The sequence below is a fragment of the Mycobacterium sp. genome (genome assembly GCF_019243155.1).
GTDB lineage: Bacteria > Actinomycetota > Actinomycetes > Mycobacteriales > Mycobacteriaceae > Mycobacterium.
Genome location: NZ_JAFAUS010000172.1, coordinates 35,849 through 43,511, shown reverse-complemented (window position 1 = coordinate 43,511; position 7,663 = coordinate 35,849). Strand labels below are relative to the sequence as shown.

General features: G+C 65.8%; 6 protein-coding genes. 1 reads left to right on the top strand and 5 read right to left on the bottom strand.

Translation table 11 applies throughout. From position 1 onward, the window contains the following. Positions 1–1,571: MMPL family transporter (locus tag JOZ00_RS08565; protein ID WP_293342460.1), on the top strand; the 1,571-nt coding region annotated here is incomplete at its 5' end. Here the strand turns inward: JOZ00_RS08565 and JOZ00_RS08560 are convergent. From JOZ00_RS08560 to JOZ00_RS08540, 5 genes are read right to left on the bottom strand one after another with little or no spacing between them, the layout of a single operon-like run. Next, positions 1,568–2,698 carry an amidohydrolase family protein gene (locus JOZ00_RS08560; RefSeq protein ID WP_293342463.1) on the bottom strand — a complete coding sequence of 377 codons (1,131 nt, stop codon included), beginning with the start codon at positions 2,696–2,698 and terminating at the stop codon, positions 1,568–1,570. The two genes, JOZ00_RS08565 and JOZ00_RS08560, sit on opposite strands and share 4 nt — an antisense overlap. 8 nt (positions 2,699–2,706) lie before the next feature. Next, a complete protein-coding gene (locus JOZ00_RS08555; protein WP_293342457.1) occupies positions 2,707–4,059 on the bottom strand; it encodes a glutamine synthetase family protein in 1,353 nt (450 codons plus the stop codon). A gap of 42 nt (positions 4,060–4,101) precedes the next feature. Beyond that, the gene (locus JOZ00_RS08550) at positions 4,102–4,983 is read right to left on the bottom strand and encodes a TIGR03854 family LLM class F420-dependent oxidoreductase (protein WP_293342454.1); all 882 of its coding nucleotides are present in this window, start codon (positions 4,981–4,983) and stop codon (positions 4,102–4,104) included. 53 nt (positions 4,984–5,036) lie between these two features. Continuing rightward, complete coding sequence (locus tag JOZ00_RS08545) at positions 5,037–5,531, bottom strand: carboxymuconolactone decarboxylase family protein (RefSeq protein ID WP_293342451.1); 495 nt, start codon at positions 5,529–5,531, stop codon at positions 5,037–5,039. A gap of 37 nt (positions 5,532–5,568) precedes the next feature. Continuing rightward, complete coding sequence (locus JOZ00_RS08540; RefSeq protein ID WP_293342448.1) at positions 5,569–7,635, bottom strand: MDR family MFS transporter; 2,067 nt, start codon at positions 7,633–7,635, stop codon at positions 5,569–5,571. Positions 7,636–7,663: the final 28 nt, after the last annotated feature.

Genomic DNA, 7,663 nt, shown 5'->3' with positions numbered 1-7,663 from the left:
AGGGTTTCCAGGCGGCGGATCGGCACTTCCCGAAGAGCAAGCTGTTCTCCGAGATGCTGATGATCGAGTCGGATCACGACCTGCGCAACTCGGCTGACTTCATCTCGCTAGACCGGGCGGCCAAAGCCCTTGAGCGTCTTCCCGGGGTCGCGATGGTGCAGAGCATCACCAGGCCCATGGGCCGAGCGCTGGAACATGCCACGATTCCCTACTTGTTCACCACACAAGGCAGCGGGAACGGTCAACAGCTCCCGTTCAACCAACAGCAAAACGCCAATACCAGCCAGCAGGCACAGATCACTACGCACACTGTCGAGGTGTTGCGCAAGGAAATCGGCTTCTTTCAGAGGGTGTCCGACGAACTTCATCAGACGGTGCTCACCGTCGAAGATCTGGAGCGGGTCAGCAACGAGATCAACGAGGAGATCGCGAACGTCGACGATTTCTTCCGTCCGATCAAAAGCTACTTCTATTGGGAGAAACACTGTTTCGACATTCCCATCTGCTGGTCGTTCAGATCGTTGTTCGACGGACTCGACCAGATCGACCACCTGGCCGAAGACATCAAGTTCGCGAGAGTCTCTCTCGTGGAGGTGGATAAGGCGTTCCCGCAGATCATCGAGCAACTGAAACTCACGGCCGACGACTCGGAGTCTTTGGCGGCTCTTTTGGTCAACACCTACGGTTCCTCGTCTCTGCAAACCACCCAGACCGACCAGACATACTTCGACCAGATAAATGTGGGGCTCGACTTCGACCAGTCGCGCAGCGATGACTTCTTCTACATCCCGCACGAGGGATTCGACAACGAAGACGTCAAGACCGGCATGAAGCTCCTGATGTCGCCGGACGGCAAGGCTGCTCGGTTCATCGTCACCCACACGGGGGACGCCAATGGCCCGGAAGGCGTACAGCATGTCGAGCAGTTCCCCGACGCTATAACCGCGGCGCTCAAAGAGACCTCGCTGGCCGGCGCGAAGATATATATCGGCGGTTCGGGGTCAACCAATAAGGACATCAAGCAATACGCCATGTCCGATCTGCTGATCGTGGCGATAGCCGCCTTCGTGCTGATTTTCTTGATCATGTTGTTCCTGACGCGGAGTCTGATGGCCGCCATAGTCATCCCCGCCACGGTGGCCTTCTCCTACGCCGGAGCGTTCGGGCTTTCCATACTCGTCTGGCAACACCTCATCGGCCTGCCGCTGTACTGGCTGATCCTGCCGCTCACGTTCATCATCCTGGTGGCGGTGGGTTCGGACTACAACCTGCTGTTGATCCTCCGAGTCAAAGAGGAACTGCACGCCGGAATTCACACCGGCCTCATCCGCGCGCTCGGGAGCACGGGTGGCGTGGTGACGTCAGCGGGTTTGGTGTTCGCGTTCACCATGCTCGCGATGCTGAGCAGCCAGCTCAGAACCGTCGGTCAAGTGGGTTCGACCGTGTGTATCGGTCTGCTACTCGACACGCTGATCGTACGTTCGTTCGTCGTGCCCTGCATTCTGCGAATCATGGGGCCCTGGTTCTGGTGGCCGACACTGGTGCGTACCCGGCCGCAACCGCAGAGCTAGGACCGTTTTCGGCGCCTTGCGTCGTCGAGGTTGTAGAGGCGCGCGGCGTTGCCGTGGGCGATGAGGTCGACGACTCGGACGGCGTCGGATTCGTTCCAGTCGCCGTTCGCCACGAAACCGCTTAGTACGCGGTGAATACTGTTGCGCCACAATGCCGCACCAAGAAAGTGGAGTTCTGCCGGGCCAAATCCGTCCGACGAGTAGAGGAGCTTGCGGAAGGGCGCCATCTCGAGCAACCGCGAGAGGAACGCCGGTGCCCGGGCCCCCAGATAGTTCACGCTCAAACCGCCGTCGAGGTAGACGTTGTTGAACGCCTGCGCCAGGTATCCGGCCTCTCGTTCATAGGGATAGCAGTGCAACAGCACGATCGGGGTATCGGCCGATACGCGCAGAAAGTCAAGCAGCAGCAGCGGATTGGCCTTATGCAGGTCGCAGTCCCGGTCGCCGAAGCCGACGTGAAACTGCAATGGCTTGCCGAGCCGCAACGCCTGATGCAACCCGAATCGCAACAGGACGCGATCCTGCAAGCGGGTACCGCCGCGCTCGCGCCATCGGCCGGCGGCCGCGGCGACCTGGGCCGGCGACGGTTCGCTCAGGTCACCGTCGAACCCGCCCCGGTAGGCCAGGATCGACTTGGTGCCCACCGCGGTGGCCGCGCGCCGGTGCAGGATCTCTTCGAATGCCGCCGCGTAATCGCCCGGCGCGCAAGCGGCTTGCTCGGCCACCTCCTCGAGACGGACGATTTCGTGAGCGCCGCCCCCTGACGCTTCGGCCATGTCCGTCACGCCGGCGATGTCGCCCGGGATCCCGGTGTCCACCAACCAGTCGCTCACCCCCGCGGCCGGCAGAAACAGCCGGGCCAGCTGGCCTTCGTCGAACTCGGTGCGGCGCTCCCAATAGAGCTGCGGATCAACGTGTTTGGGTAGGCCCAGCACGGGCGCACAGTGCCTGCGGACGGCAAAGCCGAGTTGGGAGTCGAAACCGGAGTCCGCAATCGGTTCGGTGTTGGCCTCATTGAGTGTGTTCTCGAAGCGTTGCCGATCACCGGCGGCCAACCAGCAGCCGTGGACGTGCTGGTCGATCAGTGGCACTTCGCCGATGTGTTGGGCCAGGAAGTCGGAAGCCATGACGGGAGTCACAGGCTCCAGGCCATGCGAAACTTGTCCGCCAACTGCTCTGGGCCGAGATCGCCGTAGTGCTCCTGCTCGAGGCGGCGGACGGCGACCACCGCATCGACCGCGGCATCGCCCAGGATGCCGCGCAACAGTTCCGAACCATCAAGGGCGGCAATGGCTTCGGGCTGAGCATCGGTCAACCGAACGATGCAGTCGCGTTCCCGGTCGGGATCCGATAGCAGCGCGGGGTCGATCGTGACCTCCGGTGGCAGCGCCGTCTGGTGCTTGATCCCGTCCAGCGCCAGGCCCAGGATGGTGGCCGACGCCAGATAGACGTTCGCCGAGGGGTCGATGGACTTCACTTCCACGTTGCCGCCGAGCGGGCTCGCGGGCCCACCCGCGATGAATCGCACCGCCGCCTCGCGGTTCTCGGTGCCCCAGCACGCATACGCGCCGGCCCAGTTGCCGGGCCGCATCCGCAGGCCGGAGACGATCGATCCGCACAGGATGCCCTGCGCCTCCGGCAGACCGTGCACCACCCCCGCGACCGCGCTCTGCCCCGCGGGCGTCATGCCGCGGACGCCGGTGCCATCGGAGAACAACGGTCCCTCGGGCGTGGTCAACGAAAAGTGTTGATGGGCACCCGATCCGGCGCTGCCGGCGAACGGTGCGGGTGACAGGCTGATGCGAACCCCGTGGCGACGCGCGGCGCGGGCGATGATCAGCCGCATCAGCACCAGCTGATCGGCCGCGGCCACCGGCGGTTGCGGCGACAGCGAGATCTCGAATTGGTTGGCACCGTATTCGGGGTGGAACTGCTCGATCGCGACTCCGGCCGTCGTGGCTGACTGGATGACATCCCGAACGAACGCCTCGTGTTCGAGCACACCGGCGAGGCCGTATTGCGCCCACAACGTCGACGGCAGCCGGCTCCCGTCCGGCCCTACCAGAACGAACTCGATCTCGTGCCCGACGGCGGCGGCGATGCCGGCGTCCGCGAGAGCGCCTTCGATCCGGGTGAGCGTTCCCCGACTGCACGCGGCAACCGGCGAGCCATCCTGCTCGAAGAACGCGGCCGGCCCCCACGCCAGCCCGTCGCCGACGATGCGTAGCGCGGCCAGGTCGATACGCAGGCGCTGATCGCCGACCACCCCGGCCTCCGGGGTGAAGGCGATGCCGGTCTGGTCGATAGCGAAGACATGCCACGACGGACTGGCCCCCAGCCCGGGGTTGGCGAACGCGTTGGTGCGCCGGATCGGAACGGTCTTGGCCAGCGTGAGTCCGGCGGGATTCACCGTCGTGCCGATGACGGTGTCGACACCTTCGGACTCCAGTTGGGCGATCGCCGCTGCGGCGAGCGGTGTGCCGGTCATGGCAGCCATTCTGCAGCCTCGCGAAAGCCCGGCGCCGCAAATTCAGTTCTGGCGGCCGACCAGCTCGGTGACGAATCGATCGATGAAGCCGTCGACGGACGCTCCCCCGGCCGGCCGGATGACGAACTTCGTCAAACCCGCTTCGATGTAGCCGTCGAGTTGCCGGTGCAATCGATCCCAGCCGGTGGCGATCAGCTCAACGGGGTCGAGGTCCGGACGACGCTTGCGCACCGCCGCGGCCAGCTCCGCGGGCAACTCGCCGTCGATGACGGCCAGCGAGATCCCGAAGTGATCGGGTTCGATCTCCCGCCCGGCTTGCGCCGCCGCCAGTTGGATCGCCTCGCGTCCCGCCCGTGCCTCGGAAGGGGTGAGGAAACTGCCCAACCAGCCGTCGCCCAGCTCGCCGATCCGGCGAAACGCCGCGGGCGCCGAGCCGCCCAACCAAATGTCCAGCGGCGGCACCGGTCTGGGCGCGACCGCGGCGCCGTTCACGTTGAAGTACCGCCCGCTGTAGCTGGCGGAATCCTCGACCAGCGCCGAGCGCAGCACCCTCAGCGACTCGTCGAACACCGCCGCCCGCTCGCCGTCGGGGACCACGAACACCTCGCGCTCGGCGGGAATCGCCGAACGCAATCCGAAGACGGGAAGCACCCGCTTGGGCGCGAGCGCAGCCAGCGACGCCAACTGCTTGGCCACCAGCACCGGGTGTCGGCCCGGCAGTACGGCGACCGACGTGCCCACTTTGAGCCGGCTTGTGCGGGCGAGGGCGTAGGCCATGCCAACCGTCGGATCGACGGCCGGTGAGTAGACCAGCTCCGAGAACCACAGTGAGTCCACCCCGCCGGCTTCCAGGCGATCGACGATGCCCGCCAACTGATCCGGTGCGGTATCCGCACCCAGTCCGACGCCGAACCGAATTTTCATCACCCGTGGCGCAACAACGGGGCGCCGCCGTTTGTGCCCGAAATGATCAGTGGCTACGCGCGGCTGGGGATCTTGAGCATGCATGCCTGACCGATGTCGAGGGTTCGCAACACCCGTCCCATGCCGACCCACAGGGCGCAGGACAGGGCCAGGTCGGCGAGCAGCTCGTCGGAGAAGTGTTCCGAGCAGCGGCTCCAGAAGTCCTCGTCGTCGCGCAATTTGGTGTGTTCGGTGGCGAACCGGTCGGCGAATTCGGCGGCCAGCCGCTCTTCCTCGCTGTAGCCGGGCCAGGTGCGCCACTCCCGGGCGTGGTCGTACAACTCCTCGTCGACGCCGGCCGCGGGACCGTCCTCGTCGCGGGTGTTGACGCAGACGACGCATTCGTTGTGGTGGGCGATGACGGCGCGGGCGAGTTCGCGGGTGCGCAGCGGCAGCCGGTTCTTGGTGTAGACCGCCTGGCTGAAGCCGCCCAGCGCGCCGCCGATGTCGGGCGACTTCGCAAACCAGCCGGCCAGGTCGTCGTCAGCAAAGGTTCCGATTCGGCTCATGGCGTGATGGTACGCCCGGGCCGGTCGCCGATCACCGTCAACGGGCTCTGAGAATGGCAGTCGACTGGTCGTCGTGCCAATCTCGTTGTGCCAGAACCCGATGCACCACGCGTTCCAGCGCCGCTTCCACCTCGTGACGATCCGGGCGACCCTCGAAACCGGGTGACCGGGCCAGCTTGTCAACAAGCCAGGCCAGCAGCAGCGCGTACACGTAGCCAACCTGCTGGGCCCCGGCCGGTGTCAACCACATCTGTTCTCCGTCGCGGCGGGCGTAGCCGCCGGTGACCAGGCGCGAGAACGTCGGCTCGAGGACTTCGAAAGGCATCCGCAGGTAGTCGGCCATGTCGGTGAGCCGGGCCACCCCGTAGATCTGCGCGTAGCGGTTGATCCGCAGCACTCCCCACAGACCGGCGACGTCGAGCTGACAGTCGGGCCGCATGGCGATGCTGCGCAGCCGCATGCCGGGCTCGCCGCGCAGCATGCGCGCGATGGCGTTCTCCAGCATCTGGTCCGGCGTCTCGCTCGTCGGCATCCCGAACGCATCACCGAGATCGACTGTGCTGTCGTGCAGATCCCGCAGCGGGACTTCACGTAGGAGCAGCGCCAGCACGAAACCGACCAGCGCGACCGGCGCCGCCCACAAGAAGACCTGCGTCAGTGACTCGGCGTAGGCCGTCACGATGGGCGCGGCGACGTTGGGGGGCTGCCGATGCAGGGCCTCCGGCGAAGCGACCGCGCTGGGTGGCGCGCCGCTCGCGGCCAACGCCGCAGCCATTCGATGGTTGAGGAAGTTCACGAACAGTGAGCCGAATATCGCTGCGCCGAAAGAACTTCCGATCGTCCGGAAGAACGTCACCCCGGAGGTCGCGACGCCGAGGTCTTCGAAGTTCGCGGTGTTCTGCACGATGAGGACCAGCACCTGCATGGACAATCCGATGCCGGCGCCCAGGATGACCAGATACAGCGACTGGACCAACGTCGGGGTGGACGGTTCCATCCGCGACATCAAGAAGAAGGCCAGCGCCATCAGCGCGGTGCCGACGACGGGAAAGATCTTGTAGCGGCCGGTGCGGCCGACGATGATGCCGCTGCCGGTCGAGGTGATCAGCATCCCGACGACCATGGGCAGCGTCCGCAGTCCCGAAGTGGTCGCCGAGACGCCATCCACGTACTGCATATATGTCGGCAGGAACGTCATCGCGCCCAGCATCGCGAAGCCCACGACGAAGGACAGCACGCAGCACACCGCGAAAACCGGGCTGCCGAACAACCGGATCGGCAGAATCGGCGCGGCCGCCCGCCGTTCCACCGCGACGAATGCGCCGAGTGCCACCACGGCGCCGACGAACAGGCCGATGATCGTCGGCGAGCCCCACGGGTACAGGGTGCCGCCCCAGCTGGTGGCCAGGGTCAGCCCGGCGGCGCCCAGGCCGATGAACGCTATCCCGGCGTAGTCGATGGCCGGCTTGGTGGACGCAGCCAGCGCAGGGATCGCCGCGGCGGCGACGAAGATGACCACCACCGAGATGGGCACGTTGACCCAGAACGCCCACCGCCAGGTCAGGTAGTCGGTGAAATAGCCGCCCAACAACGGGCCGATGACGGTCGTGACACCGAAGACCGCGCCGAGGATGCCCTGATACCGACCCCGATCACGAAGCGGGACAACCTCACCGATCAACGCGCTGGCGGTGACCGTGATCCCGCCCCCGCCGATCCCTTGCAGCGCTCGGGATCCCACCAGCATGGCCATCGACTGGGACAGCCCGCACAACACCGATCCGACGACGAAGAACAGCACCGCGCCCTGGAACACGCGCTTGCGCCCGAACGAATCACCGAGCTTGCCGACGAGGGCGGTGACGATCGTCGATGCCAGCAGATAGCTTGTGACGACCCAGGATTGGTGGCCGGCGTCGCCGAGATTGGCGACGATGGTCGGTAGCGCGGTCGCGACGATCGTCTGGTCCAAGGCCGCCAGCAGCATGCCGAGCACGACCGCGACGAAGATCAGGTTGCGTCGCTGCGGGCTGATCAGCGCCCCGCTGGACGCGGGATCCACGACCGCGACCGCCTGGCTCGCTGGCGTTCTCTGGCTTGTCATCCCTTCCGAAGGTTAGTCCGGGCTTTCG